Source organism: Geminicoccus roseus DSM 18922 (assembly GCF_000427665.1).
GTDB lineage: Bacteria > Pseudomonadota > Alphaproteobacteria > Geminicoccales > Geminicoccaceae > Geminicoccus > Geminicoccus roseus.
Genome location: NZ_KE386572.1, coordinates 5,368,125 through 5,394,268 on the forward strand (window position 1 = coordinate 5,368,125; position 26,144 = coordinate 5,394,268).

Here is a 26,144-nt window from a genome sequence, read left to right on the forward strand (position 1 = left end):
TGTCAAGCTTTAGCTAGACATTTCCGGATATTTCATTCTTCCTGCGCGGCGGCTCAACAACGCCATTCTGCCCACGGTGAGATCGTCATGGCTTCAAGGGCTTCCGAGGCATCGCGCTTTGCCTGGCTGGACACGCTGAGGCTCCTTGCAGGCATCTGCATCGTCGCCGTTCATTCCACGTCCAACCCTGCGGGAAACCCTTTCCCCAACTTCCCCGAGGGGGAGCGAATCGCCCCGATCCTGTTCCGCTCGATCGTCTATATCGCGCGCACCGAGCTGTTCCTGATCATCTCCGTGTTTCTCCTCATGATGGCGCTGGATCGACGGCCGCGCTCCTATGGCACCGTGATCCGCGAGCAGGCCCGTCGCCTGCTGGTGCCGTTCGCCTTCTGGGTCGTGGTCTATGCCTTCTACCGCCTGATCAAGGCCGCGCGTTTCGGCTATGCGGCGAGCATCCTGACCGATCTTGCCGATCCGTGGAGTTGGGCCGGTTACCTCCTCCTGGGCAACGTCCAGTATCACATGCATTTCCTGCCGACCTTGTTCGGCATGATCCTGCTGTTCCCTGCCTACCGTCTCGCAGTGCGCCTGCCGATCCTGGGCGTGTCCGTCCTGATCTTCCTGTCGGCCAAGCTGGTGCTCGACCAATGGGTCTACGGGACCCTGAGCGGTTCGCCGTGGCTCGAATACGTCGTGCGGCTCGTGAAGATCTTGACCTATGGAGGCTACGGCATCCTGGCAGCCAGCTTCTATGGCATTCTGAAGCGTGACTTCGACACCGAGACCGGGCGGCAGATCTTCGGTGTCGTTCTTCTGCTGGGCGCCGCCTTGTTCATGGTGAAACTCGTCCATGCCTACCAGATCATCAAGACAGGGACCTGGGTCTTCACCTTCACGCCCGGGTACTGGGCGGACTATCTCATGCCGCCACTCCTGTTCCTCGGCATCATGTCGATGCGGCACCTCAATTGGCCTCCGATCTTTTCCCGCCTGGCGCCGTTCAGCTTCGGCATCTACCTCATGCATCCGCTCCTGATGGACCTGGTCGAGATCATGATCGCGCCCTGGAACCTGGTCCCCTGGCAGATGGTGAGCCTGAAGTTTCCGCTGGTCCTGGTCAGCACCGTGATCCTGGTGATGCTGGTCGCACGCCTGCCATTCCTGTCCTGGACCATCGGCCTCAGCGCCAAGCCGGCGCGCCAGGCGCCCCCGATGCAGACACCACCCGCAGCCATGGCCCTGCCCCGTTCCTGATGGGAAGCGAGGCGGCTCAGGGCTCGGCGAACCAGTCGATCACCTCTTCCAGCGGAACCCGGTAGGTCAGGCTGACGGCGCCATCGAGAAAGCGGCTGCCCCCGTCGCGCCAGGGCCAACGGTTCCCGGAAGAATTGCTGTACTCCAGGGAGAAGGTGCCCGGCCGCCAGTTCGACCAGCCGAAGGAGTAGCTGTAGTCCGGGTCCCAGTCCTGCTGCTGGTCGGGGTCCGGATAGAGAAAGGCGGTGCCTCCGACGAACAGGCTTCGCCAGATATAGTAGCGGCATCCGAAGGAGAGCGACGTCTTGAAGCTCTTGTCGCTGTTGCTGGCCTGATCAAAGTAGCGGGGTGTCGTCGAGATCGCCGGCTGGCAGGCGAAGATCCGGCTTTCTTCGGTATAGAGCGGCGCAAAGACACGGTCCTCGATGGCCAGCTTGTAGGCAGCCCGGATCGATCCCTCCTCCAGCCTGGTGAAGGCCTCCTCCCCGTCGGGATCGAAGCGGTTGCCGCCATAGTTCCCGTAGGTCAGCGAGAAAGTGCCGGGGCGGTAGTCGTCATAGCCGAAGGCATAGGCGAAGTCCGGGTTCCAGGGCTGCTGGTGGGAGGGCTCCAGGTACTGGTAGAGCGTCAGCCGCCCGAACCAGCCGGTGTCCGGCCAGTTGAGACTGAGGGTCGTGCTGAAGGTCGGCGTCGACGGAGGTTCGCGGTCCGGCCCGATGATGTTCGGATCCTGAACGACGTCATTCTCCCCGGCGCGAAGCGGAAGGCCCACGCCCAGCGTGATGCCGAGGGCGCGGTCGAGCCACTGCCCCCAGGTCAGTTCCGGCGTGGTCCGTCTGGCGACCGCCTTCTTGCGCGGGGCGCTGCTGTTGGCGGTGCGCCAGTCGGCGATGAAGCTCTCAAGGTAGTAGGTGATGGATTCGACTTCCGCCCCCTCGTCGAACCCCAGGCGGGACGGACCGCTCTTGCTCCACGTCCCGCCATAGAGCGCGGTCCCGGTGGCGCGTCCGAGCACCACCTGCTGCCGGAGGCTGATGGATACGCGGAACGGGCAGCCGGTCTCCGGGTCCCCGGTGGAAAGGTAGAACTCCAGGCGCGGCTGGCCGGGCAGTTCCGCCAGGTCCTTGGCGCTCACCACCCGCAGGCCTGCCTCTTCCAGCCGCCTTTCCACCCGCTGGCGGACTTCCGCGCGCAGCTTGCCCTTCAGCGGCGCCGGTTCGGTGAGATAGTCGGTGAGCACGGCCACGGCTTCGAGGCCGCGCAGGCCGTCAATCGAATCGCCGAGCGGCGCCTCCGGATCCAGCGGCTCGATCGGGCAGGTCGCGCCGGGCGCCAGGCCGGCCGCAGGCGAGCCTGTCGGGCGCTCGGCCGGCACCCGCGGCGCTGGCGAGGAGATCAGCTCCATCCCGTTCCGGAGATGAAGCGGCTTCGGGTCGGGTGGTCGGGGCGCCGCGGCCGAAGAAACGGACAGAGATGAAGACGGCGTCTCGGCTGAAGGAGAGAGTTCCAGGCCGGGCTCCGGGGCTGGCGGCCCAGCGGCAGGCTGGACCGGTACCGCTTCGGGCAGCGCAGAAGCGGGGACCTGCGCGGGCGGTGCCGCTGGAGCGACAGCCGGAGGGGTGCTGGCAGGTGGATCCGGGACGGGCGCGGGCTGGGTGGCTACTGACGACGGGACTGTGGCTGGTGGCCGCAACGCGGGCGCCGAAGCGATGGCCGCACGATCGTCTGCCGGCGGCGCAATTGGGAGGAGAGCCTCGGGTGGTGCAGGAGGTTCGGGTGGAAGGTGACCGGATGGAGGCGGCCGTTCATCCTGGCCCGCAACAGCATGACCCGCTGCCGGCTCCCCGCCATTCTCGGCCCATCGCAGATAGCGGATGACCACCGCCAGCCCGTCCACCGGCAGGGCCGGCCTGCCATGCTCCGGCACGAGGGCGGTTGTTCCCTCCAGACCGCCGGCCGAAGCAATTTTGGACAACTGGCCGAGGGTTGCCGGCGCCATGTCCGGGTTATCGCCTTGTCGGAGCCGGAGTTCGGTCGGGGCGTCCTCGATGGAAAGGATGACCTGACCTTCTGCCCCCAGTTCCACGTGCAGACTCTCGCGGCTCGCCCGGCAATCGATCGACGGCCAGGAGATGCACAACACTTCCCAGACGGTCTCCGGATCCCGCTCGTCCACCGCGAACCGCGCATAGCCGTCGGGGTCGAACCGGTAGGTGATCCCGTCCGCCACACCCTGCTGGTAGGTGGGCCAGCCAATGGCACCCCGGATGTCCTGATCCCGCTCGACCGCGCCCGGTGCGAAGGCCCGGCTGGTATCAAGGAACGCCTCTTGGGCAGCGGCTGTTCCAGCGGCATGGGTCAGGACCAGCGCCAGTGCCAGCCGCCCGGCACTCCATCGCCCTGCAGGAGGATATTCGCAGCGCCTCTTCACCAGGCAGGCCATGCTCCGTAGATCAAGGGCGCGCGGCCTACATAATCCTGGCCCGTGCACCTTCCAAGAGGTGCGACAACCAGGAACGCTACAACGTCGATTTAATGATCGTTCTCAGGGCAAATCCCGTATGAGGACCGCTCCGACAATTGTATTTCCGATATGACATGCGGCGAATTTCTCACTTGTTTCCGGCGATAGTCGTAGCTCTGCTGGCGGCGGGCTGCGGCCCCAGGCTCGACAGCTGTGGCGGCCCCCCTGGCGGCTGGGGCTTCGACGGCTCGGGCCAGCTGCTTCCCGTACTGGAAACGGTTCCTCCTGCGCTGACGATCGTCGCGCTTGGTTCCTCCAGCACCGAGGGCATCGGGGCGTCCACGCCGGCATACACCTATCCCGCGCAACTGCAGCGCATCCTCGACAACCGCTATCCGGATGCTGACATCAAGGTGTTCAACAAGGGTGTCGCCCAGGAGATCGTGGCGAGCAACCTGGTCCGCCTGGACCGGGATGTGCTTTCCCTTTCGCCCGACCTCGTCATCTGGCAGGTCGGCACCAACGACGCGATCTACCTGGACGACCTGACGACGATCCTGGAGCAGGTTCAGACCGGCATCGACCGGATCAAGAAGTCCGGGACGCGACTGGCCATCCTGTCCCCCCAGTCGTTTCCCGACGAGGCGCGCGACGGGCGCATCCGACGGATGAACGACGCCCTGCGCGACATGGCGCTCGCCAACGACGTGTCGTTCCTGGACCGGCACGGGCTGATGACGTGGTGGCTGGACTCCCGCACCCTGTTCCCCGACGAACTGCTCGGCGGGGACGCCCTGCACATGAGTGACCGAAGCTACGAATGTCTTGCCATCCGTATCGCAGATCTCGTACCGGCGCTCGCCCAGACTCAGAGTGACAAACATCTGGCATCATCGCCGCAGGTGCCACTCACCGTCTTGCCAAGATAGCCGCATCCCCTTTTTGCATTGGTGCAGGGTAGGTCGATCTGGCCCAAGGTTCACGTGGGGACCTGAGGGATCCGGGGCCGCGACTTCGCCGGGGCTGCCTTTCAATATTCCAACCGACTCTCAGGAGACAGAGATGCCGGCGGCTCCCATACCCGAGGACGAGGACGAACGCCTAGCCTCCCTCCTGGCCTGCAACATTCTTGATACGCCGTCTGATCCACGCTTCGATTCCATGACCCGCCTTGCGGCGCGGCTCTACGGCGTCCCGATCGCGCTGGTGTCGCTGATCGATGACCGGCGACAGTGGTTCAAGTCGTCGGTCGGCGTGTCGCTCACCGAAACCTCCCGCGATCTCGCCTTCTGCGCGCATGCGCTTCTCCATCCGGATCAGCCGCTGGTGGTGGAAGATGCGACGTTGGATCCGCGCTTCGCCGACAACCACCTCGTGACCGGCCCGCTCGGGGTGCGCTTCTATGCCGGTGTCCCGCTGCGCGATCGGGAGGGACGAGCACTCGGCACGCTCTGCATCCTCGACCAGCGGCCGCGCCAAATGCAGCTCGTCGAGTTGCACACCCTGATCGACCTGGCTGCGGGCGTGGGCTCGGTGATCGAGCTGTACCGGAGCCTCGCGACGCTCCAGGACGGAGAAGAGGTCGCCCGAACGCGTGCCGAGGAGTTGGACGCGGCGCGGCGGAAGGCCGAGGAGGCGGACAAGGCCAAGTCGATGTTCCTGGCGGCGATGAGCCACGAGATCCGCACCCCGCTCACCGGCGTGCTCGGCATGGCCGACCTGCTCAGCCACGAGGCGCTCACCGTCAGGCAGCGCGGCTATGTCGACGTGATCCGCACCTCCGGCCGCCACTTGCTGACCGTCATCAACGACATCCTGGATTTCTCCCGGCTCGAAGCTGGCGGCCTGATCCTCGAGCAGATCGACTTCGCGATTGCCGATGTCCTGGAGCAGACCCGCTCGATCCTGTCGCCTCATGCGCATGAGCGCGGGCTGCAACTGGCGTTCGACATCGCCCAGCCGTCGCCCCCGGCCGTGAAAGGCGATCCCACCAGGCTGCGACAGGTCCTGGTCAACCTGATCGGCAACGGCCTGAAATTCACGAGCGAGGGCGGTGTCTGGGTGAGCATTCGGTGCCGGCCCCTGCCGGACGACCGGGTCAGCTGTCGTTTCGAGGTGCGTGACACCGGCATCGGGATTGCCGAGGAGCGCCAGGCGGAACTCTTCGAGGCGTTCACCCAGGCCGACCTGTCCACCAGCCGCCGCTATGGCGGCAGCGGCCTCGGCCTTGCGATCTGCCGCCAGCTCGTGACGGCCATGGGCGGCACGATCGGTGTCGAGGGCCGGCCCGGGCAGGGCAGCACCTTCTGGTTCGAGATACCGTTCGAGCGGGGCAGCCTGGTCGCCGCACAGGAGAAGGCTGCGCTCGATCCGGCCTCGATGCCGAGCCTGCGCGTCCTGGTGGTCGAGGACGTGGCCGTCAATCGCGACCTGCTGGAAGCCACCCTCGCCCGCTATGGCCACGTGGTGGCGTTCGCCGAAAACGGTGCCGAGGCGGTCGCCAAGGTCGCAGCCCAGTCCTTCGACCTGGTGCTCATGGACATGCAGATGCCGGTCATGGACGGGGTCGAAGCGACCCGGCGCATACGTGCGCTGCCTCCGCCGGCCTCCACGGTCCCGATCGTCGCGCTGACCGCCAACGTGCTGGAGACCGAGCGACAGCGCTGCTTGGCGGCCGGCATGAACCAGGTGCTCATCAAGCCGGTCGTCTGGACCGACCTGTTCGGCGTCCTGGCCTCGGTCGGCCAGCGCAGTCCCGCAGTCCATCGTCCCTCCCCCACCGCAGTCCCCCGCGATCGCCAGGAGACGCCGGATGCCGAGGGACTGGTGGACCGGCAGCGGATCGACGCTCTCCGGTCGCTTCTGGGCGCTACCAAGCTCGAGAAGATCCTGCGGGATGTCATCCTGTCGACAGAAACGTCGGCGAAGGAGATGACGGATCTGGGAGAGGACGCGGCGGCCGTGGCGAGCATTGCGCACCGCCTGTGCGGCACCACGGCGAGCCTGGGATTGGCGCGCATCGGCGCGGCAAGCCGGGAGATCGAGGACCTCGCCCGCGAGGGGAAGCCCCTGCAGGCCGCCATCGCGGAACTGCACCAACTTGCCCGAAAGACCCGGGATCTGTTGGACTTGCAGGAAAGCTGACCGCCCCGCCCTTGATCCAGAGCGAGGCGGTTAGGAAGTGGACCCGGTCCCTCTGACCAGCCTGCCGCAAACCTGCCCGAGGCTCTTCGTCGGGCGCGAAGGCAAACGGGCGCATATGGTCGCCCTTCAGGAGCTCACAGGGTTCTCGAGGACTCTTGTTCAGCCACCATTCCTGCCGTTCCCATTCGATGCCACGATCCTCCCATGGCCACGCGATCTCCGGTGGATGGATCTTCGCTGAACCTAGTTCGGACGTATCTGGTAGCGTCCGTGGACGTGGTGGAAATTTGGCGCCCGCGCGGGTGTAGGGCGAGGTGCCCATCGGACCGGCGGTTTAGGGTGGAGTTGCAAGGCACTGACCCGGACCGGCAAGGAGAGCCGATGATCGAGGACAGAATGCCACCGGCGGAACTGCTGCAGAGGACTGGAGTTGGTGACCTCCTGCTCGGCCTGGGTGGCAACGACATTCTCAAGGGTGGAAGGCACAACGACCTGATCGTCGGTGGGGCCGGCCAGGTCCGCTACGTCGAGGGGGACGGCAAGACGACCGTCGCGATCAAAAACGATGGCAGCCAGGCAGCCGAGATGCAGTTCGCCATGAGCGGCACACTCGACCCGCGCGCGCCCGACTTCATCCACTGAGCCGGATCCGGGCAGGCGCGGCACTTGTTACACCCTGTCCGGCCGCCGTGACCCAGATCCGGCGGTTCGCGGACAAGCTGACGTCAAACGTCCTGATCACCAGATCGCTCGCCCTGGACGAAGCCCTTTTTGCCCAGTTCATCGATCCCCTTGCCGGCCTGGTCATGGTCGTCGCGACTGCATGATGGGCGGTGCTGACGATCCTGCTCACGCTGCACGACCTCGCCTACACCGTCGGAACGGTTCCGCCGTCGATCACATGCTCGGTGCCCGTGATGGACGCGGCGCGGTCGGAGGCAAGGAACGCAACCAGGCTGGCGACCTCGGCCGGTTTGCTTGGCCGGCCGATCGGGATGCCGCCCAGGGTGTCCATGATCATCTTCCTGCCGCCCTCGATGTCTGTCCCCGCCTTCTCCGCAAGACGGCGCGCAAGCTCGGTCGAGGCTTCCGTCTCGATCCAGCCGGGCGAGACCCGCACCACCCGCACGCCCTTCGGCGAGACCTCCTTGGAGAGGCTCTTGCTGTAGGTCGAGAGCGCGGCCTTGGCCGCGGCATAGGCTGTCGTGGCTTCGGGAAGGGGAAGGACCCGCTGGATGGACGACACATGGATCACCACCCCGCCGCCTTGAGCGATCATGCCCGGCAGGAGCCGTCGGTCGAGGCGGACGGCAGGAAAGAGGTTGAGATCGAGCTCTTTCCGCCATTGGTCCTCCGTCAGCGCGGCAAAGCCTCCGGCCGGGGCGGACGAGCCGCCGAGCATGTGGACGATGATGTCGACCCCGCCCAGGTGGCGATGCACCGTCTCCGCCAGGGCCGCGCAACCTTCGTCAGTCATCAGATCGACCGCCACGAAGTCGTCATCCGACAGGCCCGCTGGTCGCGAACGCGCACATGTCAGGACACGCGCCCCGAGATCGCGGAACAGTTCCACCGTAGCTGCCCCCGCGCCGCGCGTGCCCGAGGTGATCAGCGCGCGCTTGCCCGCCAGGGTAACGAACCCGCTCATGCGCCGATCTCCAGGCCTGCGATCCGGCCGTCAGCAAGGTGGAACGCGAAGGTGAGCGTCGTGGGACTGCCGGGGAACCGGCCGGTCACCCGGGCGCGGACCCTGGTCACGCCGTCCTGTTCGTCCATCTCGAACGGCTCCGCGACGTGCTGGTACTTTGCCTTCGCCATCTGCCACCACGCCCGAATGGCCTCCTGGCCGACATGGCTCCGCCCCTCGTCCTTGACGATGCCGCCCGGCATGAAGGCGCTGGCCAGAGCCCCGCCTTCGTTGCTCCTGTCCGCATCGAAATAGGCCTGGATTGGAACAGGCAGGTTCATCAAACCGCTCCTTGTCTCTGCATGGCTTGGGCTGCACCACCAGATACGGCTGGACGTCCGTTCCGATAAGCCGGACAAATCCGGCTGAGGCATTGCGGAATCCAGGACAATGTATCGGGCTGGGCTGAACGATCTCGATGCGGTGATGGCCATTGCGCGACGGGCCTCGTTCCGGTCGGCGGCCCGCGATCTGGCCATGTCGACGACCGCGCTCAGCAACGCGATCGCGAAACTCGAGGCGGATCTGGGGGTCCGTTTGTTCAACCGCACCACGCGCAGCGTTTCGCTCACCGATGCTGGGCGGCGGTTCGTCGAGCAGGTCGGCCCGGCCTTGCAGGACATCCATGCCGCCATGGAAGCCGCGCGCTCGCAGCAGGCGACCCCGTCGGGCACGCTTCGCATCAACACCTTTCCGACGGCGGCGCGCGAGATCCTTTTACCCCTCGTGCTCGAGTTCCTGCGTCGCTATCCGCAGGTGCATCTCGACCTCGTCACCGAGGGAGAGCTCGTCGATATCGTGGCGGAAGGCTTTGATCTGGGCGTGCGTGGCGCCGCCCAGGTACCCAGCGACATGATCGCCGTGTCCCTGGGGCAGCCGCAGCGTTTCGCGGTCGCAGGCTCGCCAAGCTATTTCAGCAAGCGCGACCGGCCGCGCATCCCCTCCGATCTCCTGGATCACCCGTGCGTTCGCGTCCGCCTGCCGAACGGCGCCCTTTACCGGTGGCAGTTCGAGAAAGGCGGACAGACGGCCCAGATCGAGGTCCACGGACCGCTCACACTCGACGAGGCCAGTCTTGCACGAGCCGCCGTGCTGGAAGGCACCGGGATCGGCTTCTTCATGGAGCCGGACGTGCGCGCCGATCTCCAGGCGGGGCGCCTTGTCCGGGTGCTGGAGGACTGGACGCCGCCGTTCGGGGGCCTCTGCCTGTACTACCCGGGACGACGCAACCCCTCGGCGGCCCTCAAGGCGTTCATCGGCCTGGCACGGGAGCTTGCCCGGCCATCCGCCCGATGACCGGCCGTGACAGCTTATCTGACCAGGGAGAGATCAGCCCGAAGCGGCCAGCGCAACGGCGTCCGCGCCAGCCGGCAGGCGCATCGGGGATGTGGGGTCGGTCGCGGCACGCCAGATGGCCTCCGCCACGTCACGGGAGTGGGTGACGTCCGAGGAGGACTGGGCCCAGTTGGCGAAGACGTCCTGCACCAAGCCGGCATAGGCTTCCGGAAAGCCGTCCCGCATCCGAGCCCGCGCGTTGTCGCCGAACCGGGTCTCCGGGGCCCGTCCCGGCAGCACCAGGCTTACCCGGATGCCGAACTGCCGGAGTTCCAGGGCCAGCACCTCGGTGAACGCGTTCACCGCCGCCTTGCTGGCCGTATAGGTCGAAAGCAGAGGGAGCGGCTTCATGGTCACGCTCGAGGTGACGTTCACGATAATCCCGGCCCGCCGTGCCCGGAACTGAGGCAGCACCGCCTGGGTCACCGCCATCGTGCCGAACGTGTTGGTCTCGAAGATCTCCCGCGCCATCTCCATGGGCGTGCCTTCGAGAGCATTGAGCCAGCCGATCCCGGCATTGTTGACCAGGACATCGACCGGCCCGGCTATTTCCACGGCCTGGCGGATGCTGTCCCGGTCAGTGACGTCGAGGCCCAGGATGCGCAGGCGGTCGGAGGCTGGAAGCACGTCCTCCCTTGGCGCGCGCATCGTGGCGACAACCGTCCAGCCACGATCGAGAAAGAGACGGGCGGTATCGAGGCCGAATCCGGACGAACATCCGGTGATCAGAACGGTCTGCATGGCGAGGTTCCCGAACCTGGTCTGTACTGACGCGACGATAGACCAGGACGAACGGACGCCCTATCATAGGAAGTCCGGGGTTTCTTCGCCAAAGTCCGAAAATGGTTGATCCTCTCGCTGAGTTCGTCACGCTGCTCCAGCCGGGCGCCCCGTTCTCCAAGATGGTCAGCGCGGCCGGATCCTGGCGGGTCCGCCGGGCGGAGGCCGGCCGGCCCTTCTATGCGTTGATCCTTGATGGTTCCTGCCGGCTCGACGTGACTGGCCACGCGCCGATCACCCTGGAGAAGGACGACTTCGTCCTGATCCCTGCAGCCTATGACTTCACGATGACGAGCCGCGAGCCTCCGGCGCCGGACGTCGCCGACACTGTCCCTGTTCCCTTATCCGATGGGGTGTTCCGCGTCGGCGATCCGGGCGAGGAAGCGGACTTGCGCGTGCTGGTCGGCTACTGCGTCTTCGCTTCTCCGGACGCGGCCCTGCTGGTTTCGCTCCTCCCCAGGCTCGTGTTCGTCCGCGGCGAGAAAAGGCTCAGCAACCTCGTGCAGATGGTTGGAGAGGAAACCCGGGAGCGGCGGCCGGCACGGGAGGTCGTGCTGGCGCGCCTGCTCGAGGTGCTGCTGATCGAGGCGCTGCGTTCCGCCGCCGGCACCGCCGCCTCGCCCGGTCTCGTGCGCGGCCTCGCGGACATCAGGCTCGCGATCGCGCTGCGGCGGATGCATGAAGACCCGGCCCGGCCCTGGACGGTCGCAGAGCTGGCGAACGAGGCTGCCCTCTCCCGCTCCATGTTCTTCGAGCGGTTCACCCGCACCGTGGGCATCACCCCGATGGCGTACCTGCTCGCCTGGCGCATGGCTCTGGCCAAGGATCTGCTTCGGCAGAACGGGCTGGCCGTTTCCGAGGTCGCGGAACGGGTCGGCTATGGCTCCGCCAGCGCGTTCAGCGTGGCGTTCACCCGTCATGTCGGGCTCGCGCCGATGCGCTACGGACGGGAGCGGCCGGAAGGAGAGGTGCTTGCGACCGCAGCGCCCAGGGCTGCTCCCGCCAGCGCTCCGGCCGGCTGACCCGATCCAGGTGCGTCAGGAAATGGGCGGGTCCAGGTGCACCCGGCGGCCGCCGGCGGCTTCCATGTCGGCCGGATCGTGGGTCACCAGCAGGGTCGGCAGGCGCAGTTCCCGGGCATGATCGAACACGAAGGCCCGGAACTCCGCGCGCAGCGCGCTGTCCAGCTTGCTGAACGGCTCGTCGAGCAGCAGGGCATGCGGGGCAGCCAGCAGCGTGCGCAGGAGGGCGACCCGGGCGCGCTGGCCGCCGGAGAGGGTTGCCGGATCGCGATGCTCGAAGCCGGCAAGTCCCGCCTCGGCCAGCGCCTGCGCCACGGCGGCACACCGTTCGTCGCGCGACCGATGCAGCGTGCGCGGCAGGCCGAACATCAGGTTGCCGCCGACCGAAAGATGCGGAAACAGGACAGCATCCTGGAACAGGAGGCCCAGCCGGCGCTGCTCGGGTGGGAGCGTGTCGATGCGACGACCAGCGAGCACGACCCGGCCGGTGGCCTCGAAGGCGCGGCGGTCGATGAAGCCCGCGACATAGGCCAGCAAGGTCGACTTGCCGACGCCGCTGGCGCCCATGACGCTCACCACCTCGCCCGGCTGGATCGCGAGCGAGAAGTCGGCCAGGAGCGGCTCTGCCTCGTCGCGGGCGCGGATGGTGATCCCGTGCAGGGAAAGCCCGGCGGCTGGTTCCACGGGGTCGCTCATCGGGCCAGGTCACGGCGGTTGCGGTAGAGGAGGGCCGGTGCCGCCAGCGCCAGACCGTAGCCGGCGAGCGGCAGGCTCGCCTGCAGGACCGCCAGCATGCCGACCAAACGGCGGTCGGCGCCGCCGGCCAGGGTGACGGCCTCGGTGGTAAGGGTGACGATGCGGCCGGCCCCGGCGAACAGAGTCGGCAGATACTGGCCCACGCTCACCGCAAAGCCCACCGCCGCCGCAATCAGGATCGGGCGAAGCAGGATCGGCAGCTTGACCGCCAGGAAGATCCGGCAGGGTCCGGCACCCAGTGCGGCAGCGGCCGCGATCTGCCGGCGGTCGAGTGCGCGGAACGGGTCGGCCAGCGAGAGAAACACATAAGGGACCACGAAGATCGCGTGCACCCAGACCACCGCGACCAGGGTGCCGTCCAGGTCCAGCCGGATCAGGGCGACCTGGACGCCGAACAGGAAGCCGATCTGCGGCACCAGGAGCGGCAGGTAGAGCAGCCACAGCGAGCGCGTCGCCGGACGGCCGCCGCCCCTGGCCTCGTTCTCCAGGCAGGCCAGCGCCAGGACCAGAGCCAGGGCAGCCGAGGCGATGCCGATGATCGCGGTGGTGCCGGCGGTGGCCAGGACCGGGCCGCCCTCCCTCAGCCACAGCCCGAACCGCCACTCTGCCGGCAGGAGGTCGGGGAACCGCCAGATGCCGGCGATCGACCAGACTCCCATCGCCGCCAGCGCCAGGAGGCCCAGGCCGACCAGGAGTGCGGCAAGGTCGGCGGCACGCCGGACGACGAATGCCGCCACCGGCGAGGTCCCGCCCCGCTCGATCCAGCGGCGGCCGAGCCAGCCCAACGGGATCTCCGCCAGCCGCCAGACGAGGATCGCGCCCAGCACGATCACGAGTTGCAGCACGGCGGCGGCCGCCGCAGGAAAATAGCGCTGCAGGTCGGCATCGGCGAACCAGCGGGTGGCGATCACGGCCAGCGGCGGCGGCTGGCCCGGGGCAAGGATCATCGCCACGTCCACCGCCGAGAGGGAGAAGGCCATCACCGCGAATACCGGCAGGCGGATCTGCGGGTAGATCTGCGGGAAGACCGTCTTGACCCAAGCCAGGGCTGGCGGCTGCCCGAGGGCGCAGGCGGCGGCCATGGTACGCGCGACCGGCACCTGCGCGGAGGCTGCCATCGTCATCAGGACGAGGTAGGGCACCTCCTTGAGCAGCAGCCCGGCCACGAAGCTCAGGCCCAGCGGATCCTGCACGGTTGCCAGCCCCACCGGCGGCCGGTCCCAGCCGGTCAGCCAGGGCGAGACCAGGCGGACCAGCCAGCCGCTCGGCATCACCAGGAAGGCGAAGCCCAGCGCCATCGTGCTGGGCGGGCTGGCCAGCAGCAGCGCCAGCGCCGAACGCAGCCGAGGAAAGGCCGGCCGCTCCGCCATGGCTGCGCAGAACCCGGCCGCCAGCAACAGGGAGAGCAGCGTGGCGAGCAGGCCGGAGGCGAGCGTCAGCCAGACGGCGCGCTCGATCCCGGGTGCTGCGAACAGCACCCGCCAGCCATCCAGGCCCAACGCGGTCCCGCCGATCGCCTCCAGATAGCCGAAGGCGGGCAGGATCGTCCCGATCAGGCCCGCGAGAAGCGGGATGAGGAGGAGCGACAGGGTGATCGCGGGCGCGAGGCGCAGCATCGGCCCGGGCTCAAGGCAGGTAGCGCTGCTCCCAGGCCTCGACGATCCGGGTCATCCAGCTCGGGTGCGGCTCCAGCAGCATGCTGCCCATCTCCTGGTTGGTGGGCACGGCCACGGCATCGGCCGGGCGTTCGAACAGCGCCTGCTGCGCCGGGTCGAGTTTCGCCAGGTCCAGCACGGTGAAGTTGCCGAGCTGCTCCGGGTCCTGGGCGCGGGCCTGGACCTCGGGCGAGAGCAGGAAGTCGGCGACCACCATCGCCGCTTCCTTGTGGGCGGCGTTGTAGGGGATCGCCACGAAGCTGGTATTGCCGATGGTGCCGCCGTCCGGGACATAGACCCGCGCAGTCCTGGGCAGCGTGCCCAGCCGAATCGCAACTGCGGCCTCGGCTGGGTTGAACGCGGCGTACAGTTCGATCTCGCCGTCGCTCATCAGCTGCCGCTGGGCGGGCCCATTCGCCGGAAACTCGCGCCCGCCTCGCCAAAGATGGGGGCGCAGCGCGTCGTACCAGGCCCAGAGCGGTTCGACGGTGGCGGCGAAGGTCGCGTCGGTCGCCGGCTCCTGCAGGACGGCCGGATCGGGGGCCAACTCGTAGAGGGCCTGCTTGAGGAAGGTGGCGCCCAGGAAGTCGCGCACGGTCGGATGGGTCAGCCGGCCGGGGTTCTCCTTCACCCATTCCAGCATGGCCGGCATTGAGCGCGGCAGATCATAGGCCGCGATGCGCGCGCTGTCGTAGACATAGACGATCTGTGCCATGTGCCAGGGCGATTCATATCCCTCGGTCGGCACGGTGAAGTCGATCACGTTGGAGGGCTTGTTGGTGGTGTCGACATAGCGCCAGTTCGGCAGATCCTGGGCGAACGGGCCGAACAGCAGGTCCTGCTGCCGCATCGCCAGGAAGTTGGCGCCGTTGATCCAGACCAGGTCCACCGAGCCGCCCTGGTCGCGGCCGGCCGACTTCTCGGCCAGCACCCGCGCCACCGCCTCGGCGGTGTCGGTCAGCTTGACGTGCTCCACCTCGACCCCGAAGCGCTCTTCCGCCTCCTCGCCGACCCAGGCGATGAACGCATTGGTCTGGGGATCGCCCGCCCAGGCGTTGAAGTAGACGGTCTGGCCGCGTGCCTCGGCCAGGACCTCGTTCCACTCCCGCGCCTGGCTGCCGGACGGGCTGCCGATCAGGGCGGCAAGCGCGACGGCCAGACCCAGGGCGTGGCGGACGATCGGGCTTCGGCGAGATGTCATGCGGTCCTTCCAAACTGGCTTGCGGCGAGCACCCGAGCATCGACCAACCCCGGGCTTACGGCGAGGCGGGCCTGCCAGAACGCCGGAGCATGGAAGTGGTTCGCTCCCAGCTGGAGAAAAGTTTCATGATTGCCAGCCTTTTCCATGGGCATGGTCGCCGTCGGTGGCTGCTGACCTAGTTCAGCTTCTCCTTCTCACCAGGCCGGGCCAGGGTTGCCAGGGCGGAGCGGGCGATACCTTCAAGCAGGTCGCGATCGGCGGTCGCCCGGGCCAGGACCCGGATCGACACCACGGCCGACAGCAGGAGCCGGGCGGCTTCTGCGGCCGGCAGTGCCCCATCCACCCTGTTCGCCGCCTGCGCCCGCTCGACCGTCTGCCGAAATCCGCCTTCAATCTCGGCAAGCCCGGCACAGATCCGCTCGCGCAGCTCCGAATCGAACGGCGCCACCTCCATGGCGCTGTTGACCAGCATGCAGCCGCGCCGGTCGGCCAGCGAGACGGCGACCAGATCGACAAAGAAGGCTTTCAGCCCGGCCATGGGATCGGCGGCTTGGTCGAGCGCGCCGATCCGGCGGCGCATCGACTGGTCGAGATAGCGCTCCAGCGCGCGGACGAACAAAACGCGCTTGTCGCCGAAGGCGTTGTACAGGCTTGCGCTGGTCATCCCCATGGCTGCCGCGAGATCACGGATAGACGTCCCCGTGTATCCGCTCACCCAGAACTGGCCAATTGCCGCATCGAGAACCACGTTTTCATCGAACAAGCGTGGCCTTCCCACCTGAACATTCTCCTTTATCGCCATGCCACATGGTTCGGCCGCGATACGCATTCCCGATATCCAACTTGACCGTTTTAGAACAAACGATCTAAAAAGGCAACCAAGCCGGCCGGTCTCCTACCGCGCCGGGACGATCCCACCATCTCATCGAGGACCACATGACCGATCTCACCCCGCTGTTCCCCCGTCAGAAGGTCCCCGGCCTGTCCGTGCCGCTGGCCGGTGGCGGGACCTTCGACCTCGCTGACGAGAAGCCGGGCAACTTCACGCTGGTCGTGTTCTACCGCGGCCTGCACTGCCCGATCTGCAAGGCGCAGTTGCTCGACCTCCAGTCCAAGATCGAAGCGTTCGAGAGCAGGGGCGTCTCGGTCATCGCCATCTCCTCGGACGATGCCGAACGGGCCGAGCGAACCCAGGAAGCCTGGCACCTCGACAAGCTGCGGGTCGGCTATGGGCTGGACCTGAAGAAAGCCCGGGAATGGGGCCTGTTCATCTCGTCGGGCCGCGGCAAGACATCCGCGGGCATCGAGGAGCCGGCGCGCTTCAGCGAGCCCGGCCTGTTCCTGGTCCGCCCCGACGGCACGCTCTACTTCAGCAGCGTGCAGACCATGCCGTTCGCGCGGCCGGCGCTGGCCGACATCCTGGGGGCGGTGGATTTCGTGCTGAAGGCCGACTACCCGGCCCGCGGCGAGATCGAAAGCCTCTGAGCAGGCGCGGACGGGGTGGGGCCGGATCCCACCCCGGTGCCTCCGGTAACCTTTTCCCCGTCCGCGGCGCAGTAGAAGGTGAAGAACGGAAGCGCAGCCACCCCGGCAGCGGGTTTGCCATCCAGGGAAACGACATGAATTCCGGCACCGTCAGCTCGCGCTTCCTCTGGGCCTCCCTGCTCGTCCTGGTCGTCGGCGCAGCGATCTTCGTCTTCGCCGATGGCGCCCGGTTGTTCGACATCGGCAGCATCGCCCAGCATCGCGACCGCTATGTCGACTGGATCAGCGCCAACCCGCTCCTTGGCGCGGGCGCCTTCTTCCTGGCCTATGTGGCGGTCACCGCAGTGTCGATCCCCGGTGCCGCCGCCATGACCGTCTTGGCCGGCAGCCTGTTCGGCCTGGTCACCGGGACGATCCTGGTGTCGTTCGCCAGCGTGGCGGGCGCAACGCTGGCGATGCTGGCGGCGCGCTACCTGCTGCGCGGCTTCGTCGAGCGCCGGTTCGGCAACGCCATGGCCAAGCTCAACCGAGGCGTAGAGCGCGACGGCGCCAGCTACCTGTTCGGCCTGCGCCTGGTCCCGGTGATCCCGTTCGTGGCGATCAACCTGGGCATGGGCCTCACCCGGATGAACCCCCTCACCTTCGCCTGGGTCAGCCAGCTCGGCATGCTGCCGGCGACCCTCGTCTACGTGAACGCCGGCAGCCAGCTCATGTCGGTCGAGCGGGCCAGCGACCTGTTGAGCGCGCGGCTCCTGCTGGCCTTCCTGGCGCTGGCGATCTTTCCGTTCGCGGCCAAGCGAGGGGTCGCGTGGTGGCAGCGGCGCGGCGCCGAGGCGACATGGCAGCGCCCCGCGCGGTTCGACTATAATCTGGTGGTGATCGGCGCCGGGTCGGCAGGCCTGGTCAGCGCCTATGTCGCCGCCGCCGCCAAGGCCAGGGTGGCGCTGATCGAACAGAACCAGATGGGCGGCGACTGCCTGAACACCGGCTGCGTGCCGTCCAAGGCGCTGATCCGTTCGGCCAAGCTTGCCAAGGAGGCGCGGCAGCCCGAGCGCCTGGGCCTGGATGGTGACCTGAGCGTGAACTTTCCCGCGGTCATGGCACGCATCCGCCGGGTGATCGCCAGGATCGAGCCCCACGATTCAGCGGAGCGCTACCGGGGTCTTGGGGTCGAGGTGATCTCTGGTCGCGCCACGATCGTCGATCCCTGGACGGTACGGGTCGACGGACGCAGCCTGTCGACCCGCAAGATCGTGGTCGCCACCGGCGCCGAGCCGAGCCTGCCCCCGATCCCCGGGCTGGAGGCGGTCGAGCCGCTGACCTCGGAAAGCCTGTGGTCGCTGACCGAGCAGCCTGTCCACCTGCTGGTGGTGGGCGGCGGCGCCATTGGCTGTGAGTTGGCCCAAAGCTTCGCCAGGCTTGGCAGCAAGGTCGTGATGGTCGAGGCCGCGCCCCGGATCCTGGGGCAGGAGGACGACGACGTCGCCGCCGCCATGGTCGCGACGTTGGAGCAGGACGGCGTGGAGATCCTGGCTGGCGCCGGGATCGCCCGCTTCGAGCAGACCGGCCTTGGCGGCAGAGCTCACATGGAGGATGGCCGGGCGATCGAGTTCACCCGCGTGCTGGTGGCGACCGGCCGCCGCCCCCGCGTCACCGGCTTCGGCCTGGAGGAACTCGGCCTGCTGGACGATGGCAAGCTGGTCGTCGACGAGCGCCTGCAAACCCGCCTGCCCAGCATCCACGCCGCCGGTGACGTGATCGGGCAGCTCCAGTTCACCCATGCCGCCAGCCACCATGCATGGCACGCGGCGGTGAACTCCCTGTTCGGCCGCATCTGGAGCTTCAACGTGGACGTCAGCGTGTTCCCGATCGTGATCTATACCGACCCCGAGATGGCCCGGGTCGGGATCACCGAGGCCGAGGCCAGGGCCAGGAACATCCCGGTTGAGGTCACCCGGTTCGACCTGGCGGATCTCGACCGCGCCATCACCGATGGGGCCGATGACGGCTTCATCAAGGTGCTGACCGTGCCGGGCAAGGACCGGATCCTGGGCGCGACGGTGGTCGGCGCCCGTGCCGGCGACCTCTTGGCCGAGTTCACCCTCGCAATGCGGCATGGGCTGGGCCTGAAAGCGATCCTGAAGACTATTCATCCCTACCCGGGCTGGATGGAGGCCAACAAAGCGGTGGCCGGCGCCTGGCAGCGCGACCATGTTCCCGACTGGGCGATGTCCCTGTCCGAGCGCTGGATGCGGTGGCAGCGCGGATGACCCACGGCAGCCGAGGCTGAACCGGCCATGCTCGACCGACACATCGTCGACGTGCAAAGCCGCTTCCTGCGCCGGCCGGCTGGATGGCTGGCTGCCCGCGGCGTCGGCGCCGATGTCCTATCGCTGGCGGGTTTCCTTGCAGGTCTGGCCGCTGCCCTGCTGATCGTCCTGGAGGCGTTCGGGCCGGCGCTGGTCCTGATCATGGCCAATCGCCTGCTGGATGGGCTGGACGGCGCGGTGGCCCGGCAGGCCGGGCCCACCGATCGCGGCGCCTTCCTGGACATCGCGTTCGACTTCTTCTTCTACGCCACCATCCCGGCAGCGTTCGCCCTGGCCGATCCCGCTGCCAACGCGCTGGCTGCCGTCGTGCTCCTGGTGTCGTTCGTCGGGACCGGCAGCAGCTTCCTGGCCTTCTCGGCGCTTGCCGCCAAGCGCGGCATCAGCTCAGCCGCCTTCCCAGCCAAGGGCATCTACTACCTGGGCGGGCTCACCGAGGGGACCGAGACAATTCTCGCCTTCGCCGCCATGTGCCTGTGGCCGGCCGCCTTTCCCTTCATCGCCGGTTTGTTCGCCGCGGCCGCCTTCATGACCACCATCCTACGCTGGTGGTGGGGCTGGCGGCTGCTTTCGGGGAGTCCCTCATGACCCGGATCCTGGCAGCACTGCTGCTGCCCTGCCTCGCCAGCCCGATTTCCGCCGATGCCAGGCAGGTCGTCCCGGTGGGACGCTTCTCCGAAGGAAGCCTGGATGACTGGAGCACGCGCAGCTTCTCCGGCGAGACCCGCTATCGCCTTGTCCAGGATCCGGAGCGGAATATCGAGGTGCTGGAAGCCAGTGCCAGCGGCGGCGCATCGGGACGCTTCACCGAGGTCGAGATCGACCTGGAGGAGACGCCCTTTTTGAACTGGTCGTGGAAGGTGACGCGGATCTTCCCTGGCCTGGACGAGCTTCAGAAGAATGGCGACGACTTTCCGGCGAGGATCTACGTGGTGGTCAAGCGCGGTTTTCTCGACCTGACCTCGATCTCGCTGAACTATGTCTGGGCCAGCAGCCATGCGGCCGCCAGCGTCTGGACGAGTCCCTACACGGATCAGGTGCGCCTGATGGCAGTCGATTCCGGAACCGAGGAACTCGGCGAGTGGGTCGTCCACAAGCGCGACCTACGCGCCGACCTGCGCCGGGTCTTCGGCGAGGACATCGACAGGATCGACACGGTCGCGCTGATGACCGACGCGGACGACCATGGCGGCGAGGCACGAAGCTTCTACGGCGACATCTGGTTCAGCGCGAACTGACCTCTCAACCCAGGACGTAGAGATCCTGGGGGTCGTCGATTCCGGCCACGTGGCGTCCGCGCAGGACATGGCCTGCCCGGGCCGGCCGGTAGCCCTGCTGCAGCGCCTGCTCGTAAGTGGCGAGCGTCGTCAGGCCGTGGACCTGTTCCTGCCGGGTGTGCTTCTCGAGCTTGGAGGCAAGATTCACCGGCTCGCCCATCACCGTGTATTCCAGGCGCGAACGATGGCCGAGCGGCCCGGACAGCACCGGCCCGCAGGCTGCCGCGAGCATGATGTCGAGCGAATCCTGGCCCGCCTCGTTGCGGCGCGCGCACCAATCCTGGCCGGTGGCGCAGATCTCTTCGGCCGCCCGCATTGCGTCGGCGGCAAAGGATTCGGCCGGCACCACCGCGCCGAAGCTCGCCAGGATCCCGTCGCCCAAATACTTGTCGATGCTGCCGCCATGGCGCTGGATGACCGGAACGATCGCGTCGTGATAGTCGGCGATCAGCGAAATCGTGTCGTTCGGGCTGAGCCTGGCCGTGGTCGCGGTGAAGCCGCGCAGGTCGATCATCAGCACGACCGCGTCCCGCACCATGCCGCCGCCGCCCATGCCGGTCCGCCCATGCGCCCGGATCCGCCGCGCGATCTCCGGCGCAAAATAGCGCGACAGCTCGCTGGCTTCCTGCTCCTCGACCACCGCGGCGATCAGCAGGCGGCGCGCCCGGGCCAGCCCGATCGCGAGGATCCCGGCGACCACCAGGATCGACACGATCTTGTCGAACTCCGCCCCCAGCAGCAAAGCGTCGGTGTTGGCGTACTCGACGAAGTTGTGGGTGATCTGCCCGGCCCCCATCCAGTAGGCATAGGCCAGCAGGACGAGCCAGGCGAATGCTCCCGCCACGCCGGTGAACAGCACCAGCTCCGCCTCCAGCCGGAGCGCCCGCAGGGCGATCAGGATGAAGACATACATGAGGGTCGGCGCCTTCAGATAGGTCGCCGGCGAGACCTGGTACTGCAGGTGGAAGCTCCAGATGGTCGACATCAGGACCAGCAGGTCGATCACCACCGACAGGTAGAGGAACCCCCGGGAAAGCCGGTCCTGCAGGGCCAGCCGCAGGCGGATGCCGGTGAAGATCGCGTAGAGCAGCAGCGCCCAGGGCACCGGCTCGAACGGCACCATTTCCGGGAAGGCCTTGGGCGTCAGGGTGTAGAGGAAGGCGAACACGGCGATCGCGGCGAACTGGACATAGCAGACCAGCACCTCGCTGCGCGCGTCCTGGGCGCGGATCGCCTGGAGGATGCGGTCGGGCGGCGCCTGGGGTGGTCGCGGGCCGATGAAGCGGTCGATCACCTCCTTCACCATCGCGCCCAGCCGCCCGGCCTGCCGCCTCGCATGGATTCGCAGGTTGGTCGCAGGCATCGGCACCCTCGGCCTCTTGGATGATCGGGCCCAGCAGCCCGGCGGCGGATAAGGTGATGCCAGTATGGCAGATCAGGCCGGCCGGGTCCCTTGGGGATGGTCGAACCGGGCGGCGATCAGGTGGTCGAGCGAGAGCCAGCCTGGCCCGCGCGCGATCAGGTAGACCAGCACGGTCGCCCAGACGCCGTGAAGCGGATAGGCGCTGGGATCGACGAACAGCTGGATCACCAGGGTCATGCCCAGGAGCGCCAGAGCCGAGAACCGGGTGGCGAGACCCAGCAGGAGCAGCACCGGCAGCACATGCTCGGCCAGGGCGGTCACCGGTGCCGCAATTTCAGGCGGGATGAGCGGCAGGCCGTACTCGTCGCGGAACAGGTCGATGGTGAAGTCACCCAGCCGCGGCATGCCGAACACGAAGGTCCCGTCGACGATATCGAGCCGGAAGCTCTCGATCTTGGTGGAGTGCACCCTGTTTGACCGGACAGGTTCTGGGTTGGATCAGGCACTGAGTTTGCGGAACTCAGCAGGTGATTGGAAGCGCAACGCCGAGTGTGGGTGGATGGTGTTGTAGTCGTCCATCCAAGCCGGCAGCAGACGGAGGATGGTGTTGGGGTCTGGCAGGATCGAGAGCCGCAGATAGTCGCGGCGGAAGGTCTTCACGAAGGCCTCGGCGATGCCGTTGCTTTGTAGGGAGCGGACGGGCGTGAAGCACAAGCGCAGGCCGAGGGCAGTGGCCGTGTTACGGGTCTCCCTGGCGATGTAGGCGCTGCCGTTGTCCGACAGCCATTCCACCGGATGCGATGCCTTCGGACTGCCAAAGCGCTTTTCCACGCAGGCGACCATGAGATCCTGAACCATCTCTCCCGAGATGCCGGCTGTCGTGGCCGACCAGGCGATGATCTCCCGATCGCAGGCGTCGATCGCGAACAGGATGCGGACGATCTCGCCATTGCGGCAGGTGAGTTCAAAGTGGTCGGAGCACCAGCGGATGTTGGAGGTCACGGCGATGACCATCCCGTCGTGGGTCCGACCGAGCTGCTGGCCGGTGTGACGCTGCAGGGTGAGGCTGTGGTTCTGCAGGATACGCAGCACCCGCTTGGTATTCACCCTTGGCAGATCCTGACCGTGCAGGCGGCGGTTCAAGAGCGCGGTGATGCGGCGATAGCCGTACGATGGCCGCTCGTCGACCAATTGGCGGATCAAGGGCAGGAGGCAGCTGTCCTCGGCCTTGTGGTAGCGCCCGCGGGGCCTGGACGAGCCCGCCCGGCGCTCGGCCAGGTTGGAGCGGGCTACACCGAGGGTGGTGGCGATGGCCGTCATCGCGAACCGTCCCTGCGACTGCTCCACGACGGCAGCAGCGACATCGGTTTTTTTGCCCGTACCGCATCCAAGGCTTCCTTGAGGATCTCCACCTCGAGAGTCTTCCGTCCCAGCAGGCGCTCCAGTTCACGGACCCGCTTCTCCAGGTCACGCACCTGGGTCTGGCCGACCACCGGCTCATCGGCCTGAACGGCTTCGAAGCCACCCTCCAGCATGCGCCGCCGCCAGTTGAACAGCATGCTGGGCGCAATGCCGGCTTGGCGGGCGACCAGGGAGACACTCATGCCGGGCTGCATGCTTTCCTCGACCAGCCTTACCTTCTCGGCGGTCGAGAACCGGCGCCGGCGCTGCACCGAAGAGATCACCTCGACGCGCGGCGGAGGGCCGTTCGGATCAGAAGCCATCGTCTTATCCATAGGCGTATGCCTATGCCTTATCGGCTGACGACCCTGTCCGGTTCAAACGGGGTGCAGTTCACTTGGTTTGGCCGGGCTTCCAGACCACCGCGGCGATCGAGAAGCGCCCGAGAAGGGCGATCAGGCCGTGCGGGATCCCGGCAAACAGCCGGATGCTGCTCCGCACCAGGCGTTCCACCGTGCCCCTGCCGGCGACACCCCGTCGTTCTTGGACAGGCTGGCACTCATGGCAGGTCTCCGTCGACGTCGATCCGGGACACGATCCGCAAGGTCATCAGGGCGACGAACCCGGCGGCCGGGTCGAAGTCCGGCATTGCCTGGAGGGTCCGCAAGCGCCGCGCCGAGCGCGGCGCCACCGGCCAGGGCCTCCGCGAGTACCGCCATCCCCGCTGGAACCAGTTGCAGTTCGCGACCCGCAGGTCCGGGCGGATCACCAGCACCGATCCGCCGGCATTCAGCTCGATCGTGCGCCGGCCGGCCGGGAACCGGCGGCGCCGGTCCGAATCCTTCGACGAAGCCGGACCGGGTTTCGCCATACTCGTGCAGCAGCCGCGAAGTCGGCGGTTCGGCCAGCACGTAGAGCCGCGCCATCGCCCGGAAGAAGTCGCGGCACAGGAGGGCCTGGCCCACCGGGAACCGGCAGGCCAGCGCATTCACCGGGGAAGCGACGACGTTGATGCGGTAGATCGCGAAGCGCTGGCCAGGATCGCTGCCGTTCCAGCTGCGCAAGCCCGGCGGGGGCCGGCCCTCCGGTTCCAGGAGCGCCCGGAGGAAGCCGCCATGGACGAGGCCGGCCATTATCCAACGTGCGCCGGTGCACCGGCCAGGACATGGTCGGCCTCTGCCGCCGCGCGGAGCAGCACCGGAAGTTCGGGAATGTCCGCGTCCCATTCGATCAGGGCAGGCGGGGTACCGGTCCGGCCGACGAGCCGGCGGCACAGCGCCCAGACCTCGCCGGCGACCGGCCGGTCGTGGCTGTCGACCAGGAGCGCCGCTCCCAGCGAAGCGGTTTCGGCGGCCGCGCCGGCCAGATGGACCTCGCCCACCGCCTCCACCGGAAACGCGTCGAGATAGGCGGCCGGGTCCCAGCCGTGATTGGTCGCCGAGACATGGACATTATTCACGTCCAGCAGCAGGCCGCAGCCGGTCCGCCGCACGATCTCCTTCAGGAACTGGAACTCGGTCATCGTGCTCGTCGACCAGGCGACATAGGTGGAGGGGTTCTCCAGCAGCATCCGCCGGTTCAGGACGGCCTGCACCTGGTCGACATGCCGGCAGACCGTGCACAGGGGTCGGCAGTCATAGGCAACCGGCAGGAGGTCGTTCAGATAGAGCCCGTCAAGGGTCGACCAGGCCAGGTGCTCCGAGAAGGAACTGGATTCGTAGCGGCCGCAAAGGTCGCGCAGACGCCTGAGACGGTCTTGGTTCAAGGAACCAAGTGTCCTGATCGAAAGCCCTACCCGTGCAGCGAGAGCGGGTAGATCGCGCGGATCTGGGCCAGCAGCCGGTGGCCGGGCCCGCCCGCACCCATGAAGTTCTCCGCATGGACCTCCAGGAAACCCAGGTCCGGCCGGCTGGGGAGACACCTGGGTCGTGCTTTCGCCGCGGTGTCGGCCATATCATCTCAGGGAGCGGATCAGCCGGTTCGGGAACAGGCATGGAGCGCATTCAACGACATCCTAGCAACGAGATCGGCCGGGATCTCGCGGTGGGCGACATACACGGCCATTTCGACCGCCTCCAGGCGGCGCTGGACGCGGCCGGGTTCGATCCCGCCCGGGACCGGCTGTTCTCGGTGGGCGACCTGGTCGACCGCGGGCCGCAGAGCGAGCAGGTCCTCCACTGGCTGGACCGGCCATGGTTCCATGCGGTGTGCGGCAACCATGACGACTACGCGGTCCGGATCGCCCGGGGCAACCCGGTCGACCGGGACAACTACCGGCGCAATGGCGGCGGCTGGTTCCTGGCCCTTCCCGCCCCCAGGCAGCAGGAGATCGGCGCCGCCCTGGCAAGGCTGCCGATTGCCATGGAGGTCGAGACCGACAACGGCGTGGTCGGCATCGTCCACGCCGACTGCCCGTTCCCCGATTGGCAAAGCCTGCGCAAGGTCCTGCAGGACCCGCCCAGCCGGCGCGTCCTGGCCCAGGCGGAGGACGAGTGCATGTGGTCCCGGGCCCGGCTCGAGCGCGACGATCTGGAAGACGTCGCCGGCGTGCGCGCGGTCGTGGTAGGCCACACCCCGCTGGCGCACCCGGTCGCCCTCGGCAACGTCTACCACATCGACACGGCCGGCTGGCTCCCGCAGGGCCGCTTCACCCTGCTGGACCTCGCCACGCTGCACGATGCGCACGGCCAAGCCATCCCGGCACTGACCGCGCCGGCCCCATGAAACCGCCCGCTTCCCTTGGTCGGGGTGGTCAGATTTGAACTGACGACCCTCTGCTCCCAAAGCAGAAGCTGATCATGCCCGACAGTTCGTGTCCGCTTCCTGTCGATATCTTACCCATTGAATTTGCGTAGCACTCTCTTGTACTCTCTGCTTCTTGATTGATGCCGCTTCACGGACACGGCACGTCCGTGTCCGCTGATTCCGGACACGAGACGGACACGGCTAGCGACAGAGGGTCAAGGCGTGGCCATCGGATCAGCCACACCAGA

24 protein-coding genes and 2 pseudogenes are annotated in these 26,144 nt (G+C 67.4%); 12 read left to right on the forward strand and 14 right to left on the reverse strand.

The genetic code is table 11. From position 1 onward, the window contains the following. Window positions 1-87: 87 nt before the first annotated feature. Complete coding sequence (locus tag GEMRO_RS0126195; RefSeq protein ID WP_027136365.1) at window positions 88-1,254, forward strand: acyltransferase; 1,167 nt, start codon at window positions 88-90, stop codon at window positions 1,252-1,254. A gap of 16 nt (window positions 1,255-1,270) precedes the next feature. Here the strand turns inward: GEMRO_RS0126195 and GEMRO_RS34520 are convergent, their stop codons facing one another. Next, window positions 1,271-3,697, reverse strand: a complete 2,427-nt coding sequence (locus tag GEMRO_RS34520; RefSeq protein ID WP_157505754.1) for a hypothetical protein — start codon at window positions 3,695-3,697, stop codon at window positions 1,271-1,273. Window positions 3,698-3,834: 137 nt separating this feature from the next. Here GEMRO_RS34520 and GEMRO_RS33120 point away from each other — a divergent pair, with 137 nt between their 5' ends. From GEMRO_RS33120 to GEMRO_RS34525, 4 genes are all read left to right on the forward strand, one after another. Continuing rightward, the gene (locus GEMRO_RS33120; protein ID WP_157505755.1) at window positions 3,835-4,647 is read left to right on the forward strand and encodes an SGNH/GDSL hydrolase family protein; all 813 of its coding nucleotides are present in this window, start codon (window positions 3,835-3,837) and stop codon (window positions 4,645-4,647) included. A gap of 133 nt (window positions 4,648-4,780) precedes the next feature. Next, window positions 4,781-6,862, forward strand: a complete 2,082-nt coding sequence (locus tag GEMRO_RS32090; protein ID WP_084507665.1) for a GAF domain-containing hybrid sensor histidine kinase/response regulator — start codon at window positions 4,781-4,783, stop codon at window positions 6,860-6,862. Window positions 6,863-7,243: 381 nt separating this feature from the next. Then, a complete protein-coding gene (locus GEMRO_RS0126215) occupies window positions 7,244-7,504 on the forward strand; it encodes a hypothetical protein (protein ID WP_027136367.1) in 261 nt (86 codons plus the stop codon). A gap of 47 nt (window positions 7,505-7,551) precedes the next feature. Next, window positions 7,552-7,689 carry a hypothetical protein gene (locus tag GEMRO_RS34525; RefSeq protein WP_157505756.1) on the forward strand — a complete coding sequence of 46 codons (138 nt, stop codon included), beginning with the start codon at window positions 7,552-7,554 and terminating at the stop codon, window positions 7,687-7,689. Between the two features lie 41 nt (window positions 7,690-7,730). Here the strand turns inward: GEMRO_RS34525 and GEMRO_RS0126225 are convergent, their stop codons facing one another. Both GEMRO_RS0126225 and GEMRO_RS0126230 read right to left on the reverse strand, forming a co-directional pair. Next, the gene (locus GEMRO_RS0126225; protein ID WP_027136368.1) at window positions 7,731-8,510 is read right to left on the reverse strand and encodes an SDR family oxidoreductase; all 780 of its coding nucleotides are present in this window, start codon (window positions 8,508-8,510) and stop codon (window positions 7,731-7,733) included. Beyond that, on the reverse strand, window positions 8,507-8,830 hold the full coding sequence (locus tag GEMRO_RS0126230; RefSeq protein WP_027136369.1) for a nuclear transport factor 2 family protein: 324 nt from the start codon (window positions 8,828-8,830) through the stop codon (window positions 8,507-8,509). Before GEMRO_RS0126230 ends, GEMRO_RS0126225 begins: the two co-directional genes overlap by 4 nt. A gap of 109 nt (window positions 8,831-8,939) precedes the next feature. On the opposite strand from GEMRO_RS0126230, the gene GEMRO_RS0126235 reads away from it, so the two are divergent. Continuing rightward, window positions 8,940-9,845, forward strand: coding sequence for a LysR family transcriptional regulator (locus tag GEMRO_RS0126235; RefSeq protein ID WP_027136370.1), 906 nt, complete (start codon window positions 8,940-8,942; stop codon window positions 9,843-9,845). Between the two features lie 33 nt (window positions 9,846-9,878). Here the strand turns inward: GEMRO_RS0126235 and GEMRO_RS0126240 are convergent, their stop codons facing one another. Next, window positions 9,879-10,625, reverse strand: coding sequence for an SDR family oxidoreductase (locus GEMRO_RS0126240; RefSeq protein ID WP_027136371.1), 747 nt, complete (start codon window positions 10,623-10,625; stop codon window positions 9,879-9,881). 101 nt (window positions 10,626-10,726) lie between these two features. Here GEMRO_RS0126240 and GEMRO_RS32095 point away from each other — a divergent pair, with 101 nt between their 5' ends. Continuing rightward, window positions 10,727-11,686, forward strand: a complete 960-nt coding sequence (locus tag GEMRO_RS32095; protein ID WP_051329512.1) for an AraC family transcriptional regulator — start codon at window positions 10,727-10,729, stop codon at window positions 11,684-11,686. A 15-nt stretch (window positions 11,687-11,701) separates the two neighbouring features. Here the strand turns inward: GEMRO_RS32095 and GEMRO_RS0126250 are convergent, their stop codons facing one another. From GEMRO_RS0126250 to GEMRO_RS0126265, 4 genes are all read right to left on the reverse strand, one after another. Beyond that, complete coding sequence (locus tag GEMRO_RS0126250; protein ID WP_027136372.1) at window positions 11,702-12,382, reverse strand: ATP-binding cassette domain-containing protein; 681 nt, start codon at window positions 12,380-12,382, stop codon at window positions 11,702-11,704. Continuing rightward, a complete protein-coding gene (locus GEMRO_RS0126255; protein WP_027136373.1) occupies window positions 12,379-14,058 on the reverse strand; it encodes an ABC transporter permease in 1,680 nt (559 codons plus the stop codon). The genes GEMRO_RS0126250 and GEMRO_RS0126255 overlap by 4 nt, the downstream gene beginning before the upstream one ends. A 10-nt stretch (window positions 14,059-14,068) precedes the next feature. Further along, window positions 14,069-15,298 (reverse strand): ABC transporter substrate-binding protein, encoded by a 1,230-nt coding sequence (locus tag GEMRO_RS0126260; RefSeq protein ID WP_051329513.1) that lies wholly within the window; start codon window positions 15,296-15,298, stop codon window positions 14,069-14,071. 175 nt (window positions 15,299-15,473) lie between these two features. Further along, window positions 15,474-16,127: a TetR/AcrR family transcriptional regulator gene (locus GEMRO_RS0126265; protein WP_205625097.1), complete on the reverse strand. Its 654-nt coding sequence runs from the start codon at window positions 16,125-16,127 to the stop codon at window positions 15,474-15,476. Window positions 16,128-16,234: 107 nt separating this feature from the next. Here GEMRO_RS0126265 and GEMRO_RS0126270 point away from each other — a divergent pair, with 107 nt between their 5' ends. From GEMRO_RS0126270 to GEMRO_RS0126285, 4 genes are all read left to right on the forward strand, one after another. Beyond that, window positions 16,235-16,783: a peroxiredoxin-like family protein gene (locus GEMRO_RS0126270; protein WP_027136376.1), complete on the forward strand. Its 549-nt coding sequence runs from the start codon at window positions 16,235-16,237 to the stop codon at window positions 16,781-16,783. A gap of 134 nt (window positions 16,784-16,917) precedes the next feature. Further along, window positions 16,918-19,053 carry an FAD-dependent oxidoreductase gene (locus GEMRO_RS0126275; protein ID WP_051329514.1) on the forward strand — a complete coding sequence of 712 codons (2,136 nt, stop codon included), beginning with the start codon at window positions 16,918-16,920 and terminating at the stop codon, window positions 19,051-19,053. A 27-nt stretch (window positions 19,054-19,080) separates the two neighbouring features. After that, window positions 19,081-19,698, forward strand: coding sequence for a CDP-alcohol phosphatidyltransferase family protein (locus GEMRO_RS0126280; RefSeq protein ID WP_027136378.1), 618 nt, complete (start codon window positions 19,081-19,083; stop codon window positions 19,696-19,698). After that, complete coding sequence (locus tag GEMRO_RS0126285) at window positions 19,695-20,348, forward strand: DUF3047 domain-containing protein (RefSeq protein WP_027136379.1); 654 nt, start codon at window positions 19,695-19,697, stop codon at window positions 20,346-20,348. The genes GEMRO_RS0126280 and GEMRO_RS0126285 overlap by 4 nt, the downstream gene beginning before the upstream one ends. A gap of 4 nt (window positions 20,349-20,352) precedes the next feature. On the opposite strand, the gene GEMRO_RS0126290 is transcribed toward GEMRO_RS0126285, so the two are convergent. The 6 genes and pseudogenes from GEMRO_RS0126290 to bufB form a co-directional block, all read right to left on the reverse strand. Further along, a complete protein-coding gene (locus GEMRO_RS0126290) occupies window positions 20,353-21,750 on the reverse strand; it encodes an adenylate/guanylate cyclase domain-containing protein (protein WP_051329515.1) in 1,398 nt (465 codons plus the stop codon). A 72-nt stretch (window positions 21,751-21,822) separates the two neighbouring features. Next, window positions 21,823-22,218: a DoxX family protein gene (locus GEMRO_RS32100; protein WP_051329516.1), complete on the reverse strand. Its 396-nt coding sequence runs from the start codon at window positions 22,216-22,218 to the stop codon at window positions 21,823-21,825. A 30-nt stretch (window positions 22,219-22,248) separates the two neighbouring features. Then, window positions 22,249-23,486, reverse strand: a protein-coding gene (locus GEMRO_RS0126300) for an IS3 family transposase (protein WP_157505757.1) whose coding sequence is annotated in 2 segments (ribosomal slippage) — window positions 22,249-23,126 and window positions 23,126-23,486 — 1,239 coding nt in all. Because the reading frame shifts where the segments join, the coding sequence is not laid out codon by codon here. 224 nt (window positions 23,487-23,710) lie between these two features. Beyond that, complete coding sequence (locus GEMRO_RS35555) at window positions 23,711-24,022, reverse strand: hypothetical protein (protein ID WP_027136383.1); 312 nt, start codon at window positions 24,020-24,022, stop codon at window positions 23,711-23,713. 49 nt (window positions 24,023-24,071) lie between these two features. Next, window positions 24,072-24,377 (reverse strand): annotated as a pseudogene (locus GEMRO_RS36045) (HvfC/BufC family peptide modification chaperone); the annotation flags it as partial. Next, window positions 24,284-25,104: pseudogene (bufB, locus tag GEMRO_RS32105) on the reverse strand (MNIO family bufferin maturase). The pseudogenes bufB and GEMRO_RS36045, both read right to left, overlap by 94 nt. Window positions 25,105-25,143: 39 nt before the next feature. Here bufB and GEMRO_RS32110 point away from each other — a divergent pair. Next, the gene (locus GEMRO_RS32110; RefSeq protein ID WP_035486066.1) at window positions 25,144-25,875 is read left to right on the forward strand and encodes a metallophosphoesterase; all 732 of its coding nucleotides are present in this window, start codon (window positions 25,144-25,146) and stop codon (window positions 25,873-25,875) included. Window positions 25,876-26,144: the final 269 nt, after the last annotated feature.

What these genes read in the sequence shown, in the direction of transcription:
- GEMRO_RS32110 (WP_035486066.1), top strand. Translation starts at nt 25,144, where the DNA reads ATGGAGCGCATTCAACGACATCCTAGCAACGAGATCGGCCGGGATCTC.
- GEMRO_RS0126230 (WP_027136369.1), bottom strand. Translation starts at nt 8,830, where the DNA reads ATGAACCTGCCTGTTCCAATCCAGGCCTATTTCGATGCGGACAGGAGC.
- GEMRO_RS0126250 (WP_027136372.1), bottom strand. Translation starts at nt 12,382, where the DNA reads ATGAGCGACCCCGTGGAACCAGCCGCCGGGCTTTCCCTGCACGGGATC.
- GEMRO_RS0126290 (WP_051329515.1), bottom strand. Translation starts at nt 21,750, where the DNA reads ATGCCTGCGACCAACCTGCGAATCCATGCGAGGCGGCAGGCCGGGCGG.
- GEMRO_RS0126240 (WP_027136371.1), bottom strand. Translation starts at nt 10,625, where the DNA reads ATGCAGACCGTTCTGATCACCGGATGTTCGTCCGGATTCGGCCTCGAT.
- GEMRO_RS35555 (WP_027136383.1), bottom strand. Translation starts at nt 24,022, where the DNA reads ATGGCGAAACCCGGTCCGGCTTCGTCGAAGGATTCGGACCGGCGCCGC.
- GEMRO_RS0126260 (WP_051329513.1), bottom strand. Translation starts at nt 15,298, where the DNA reads ATGACATCTCGCCGAAGCCCGATCGTCCGCCACGCCCTGGGTCTGGCC.
- GEMRO_RS0126275 (WP_051329514.1), top strand. Translation starts at nt 16,918, where the DNA reads ATGAATTCCGGCACCGTCAGCTCGCGCTTCCTCTGGGCCTCCCTGCTC.
- GEMRO_RS32090 (WP_084507665.1), top strand. Translation starts at nt 4,781, where the DNA reads ATGCCGGCGGCTCCCATACCCGAGGACGAGGACGAACGCCTAGCCTCC.
- GEMRO_RS32095 (WP_051329512.1), top strand. Translation starts at nt 10,727, where the DNA reads ATGGTTGATCCTCTCGCTGAGTTCGTCACGCTGCTCCAGCCGGGCGCC.
- GEMRO_RS0126195 (WP_027136365.1), top strand. Translation starts at nt 88, where the DNA reads ATGGCTTCAAGGGCTTCCGAGGCATCGCGCTTTGCCTGGCTGGACACG.
- GEMRO_RS34520 (WP_157505754.1), bottom strand. Translation starts at nt 3,697, where the DNA reads ATGGCCTGCCTGGTGAAGAGGCGCTGCGAATATCCTCCTGCAGGGCGA.
- GEMRO_RS0126235 (WP_027136370.1), top strand. Translation starts at nt 8,940, where the DNA reads ATGTATCGGGCTGGGCTGAACGATCTCGATGCGGTGATGGCCATTGCG.
- GEMRO_RS0126270 (WP_027136376.1), top strand. Translation starts at nt 16,235, where the DNA reads ATGACCGATCTCACCCCGCTGTTCCCCCGTCAGAAGGTCCCCGGCCTG.
- GEMRO_RS0126285 (WP_027136379.1), top strand. Translation starts at nt 19,695, where the DNA reads ATGACCCGGATCCTGGCAGCACTGCTGCTGCCCTGCCTCGCCAGCCCG.
- GEMRO_RS0126255 (WP_027136373.1), bottom strand. Translation starts at nt 14,058, where the DNA reads ATGCTGCGCCTCGCGCCCGCGATCACCCTGTCGCTCCTCCTCATCCCG.
- GEMRO_RS0126225 (WP_027136368.1), bottom strand. Translation starts at nt 8,510, where the DNA reads ATGAGCGGGTTCGTTACCCTGGCGGGCAAGCGCGCGCTGATCACCTCG.
- GEMRO_RS0126265 (WP_205625097.1), bottom strand. Translation starts at nt 16,127, where the DNA reads ATGCGTATCGCGGCCGAACCATGTGGCATGGCGATAAAGGAGAATGTT.
- GEMRO_RS0126215 (WP_027136367.1), top strand. Translation starts at nt 7,244, where the DNA reads ATGATCGAGGACAGAATGCCACCGGCGGAACTGCTGCAGAGGACTGGA.
- GEMRO_RS0126280 (WP_027136378.1), top strand. Translation starts at nt 19,081, where the DNA reads ATGCTCGACCGACACATCGTCGACGTGCAAAGCCGCTTCCTGCGCCGG.